The organism is Enterobacter cloacae complex sp. GF14B, from assembly GCF_004136805.1.
In the GTDB taxonomy this organism is placed as follows: Bacteria; Pseudomonadota; Gammaproteobacteria; order Enterobacterales; family Enterobacteriaceae; genus Enterobacter; species Enterobacter hormaechei_C.
In genome coordinates this window covers 1-1,924 of sequence record NZ_QFRV01000224.1, presented here as the reverse complement: position 1 = coordinate 1,924, position 1,924 = coordinate 1, and the positions used below count along the sequence as shown (strand labels likewise).

Annotated in this window: 1 protein-coding gene; it reads left to right on the top strand. The window is 64.3% G+C overall.

Going from position 1 to position 1,924, the window contains the following annotated elements; all coding sequences use genetic code 11:
- Positions 1-1,924: Ig-like domain-containing protein (locus DD606_RS24850; RefSeq protein ID WP_129259421.1), on the top strand; the 1,924-nt coding region annotated here is incomplete at both ends.

Here is a 1,924-nt window from a genome sequence, read left to right as displayed (position 1 = left end):
GTGACCATCCACACCGTGGCAGGCGACGACGTGATTAACGTGGCTGAACACAATCAGGCGCAGATTATCAGCGGCTCCGCCACCGGCGCGGCGGCGGGCGATAAGGTCACCGTCACGATCGGCGGCCAGACTTATACCACCGTGCTGGACGCGGCGGGTAACTGGAGCGTGGGTGTCCCGGCAAATGTGATTTCAGGCCTCAGCGACGGAACCGTGACCGTCTCTGTGTCAGTCACCGACGCGGCGGGCAACACCGGCAGCGGCACGCATAATGTGACCGTCGATACCGGTCTGCCATCGGTCAGCTTCAACGCCATCAGCGATGATAATGTGCTGAACGCGGTAGAGAAGGGTCAGGATCTGCGCGTCAGCGGCACCAGCGCCAACCTGGGAGAAGGCACCGTGGTGGCCGTGACCCTCAACGGCAAAAACTACACGGCCACGACGGCGGCAGACGGCACCTGGAGCCTGACCATTCCGGCAGCGGATCTGACCGGTCTCGGTCAGGCCAGTTACACCCTGAACGCGACGGCCACCAACGGCGTGGGCAACAGCGTGAGCAACACCGCGAACCTGCTGGTAGATACCGCGCTGCCAACCGTCACCATCAACACCATTGCGGGCGATAACGTCATCAACGCGGCGGAAGTGGCCGCGGGTCAGACCCTCAGCGGCAAGGTAGCGAACGCGGAGGCGGGCAATACCGTCACCGTGACCATTGGCGGCAACACGTACACCGCGACAGTGCAGAGCGATCTGACCTGGTCCGTGAACGTGCCGGAATCCGTCCTGACGGCGCTGGGCAACGGCGACCTGACGGTGTCTGCGACTGTGACCAACGGCCACGGCAACACGGGAACGGGCGAGCGCGATGTCACCATCGACGCCAGCCTGCCGGGGCTGCGCGTGAATACTGTGGCGGGCGATGACGTGATCAACAGCATTGAGCATGGTCAAAACCTGATCGTCTCCGGCACCAGTGACGGGCTGGCGGCAGGCACAACGCTCACCGTGACCGTGAATGGCAAGACCTATGCCGCGTCGGTACTGGCAGACGGCTCCTGGACCGCGGCGATCCCGGCGGCAGACGTGGGCGCTCTGGCCGCAGGCACGATGACCGTCACCGTAGCGGGCCAGAGCACGGCGGGCAACCCGGTCTCCATCAGCCACGACGTGACCGTCGATCTGGCGGCGGTTGCCATCAGCATCAATGCGCTTGCCACCGACGACGTGATTAACGCGGCGGAGAAGGGCGCGGATCTGGTGCTGTCCGGTGTGACCACCAACGTGGAAGCCGGGCAGACCGTGACCATTAGTCTGAACGGCAGGATCTACACCACCACCGTGGACGACAGCGGCAACTGGACTTACACCGTGCCGTCAGCGGATCTGGCTGGCCTGAAGGATGGTGACGCCAGCGTACAGGTGAGCGTCACCAATGTGAACGGCAACAGCGCCTCGGCGGGCCGTGAGTACAGCGTGGATGCTACCGCGCCGTCCGTGACCATCAACACCATTGCCACCGACGATATCCTCAACGCCTCAGAAGCGCAGTCCGACCTGGCAATCTCCGGCACCAGCACCGCCGAAGCGGGCCAGACGGTGACCGTATCGCTGAACGGCAAAGATTACACCACAACCGTCAGCGCGAACGGCAGCTGGACGCTGAACGTTCCGGCGGCGGATCTGGCAGGATTAAGCGACGGCAGCGTCACCGTGACCGCGAGCGTGAGCGACAAGGCGGGTAACCCGGCGTCGGCGGACCACAACCTTACGGTGGACGTCACCGTTCCGGCAGTGACCATCCACACCGTGGCAGGCGACGACGTGATTAACGTGGCTGAACACAATCAGGCGCAGATTATCAGCGGCTCCGCCACCGGCGCGGCGGCGGGCGATAAGGTCACCGTCACGATCGGCGGCC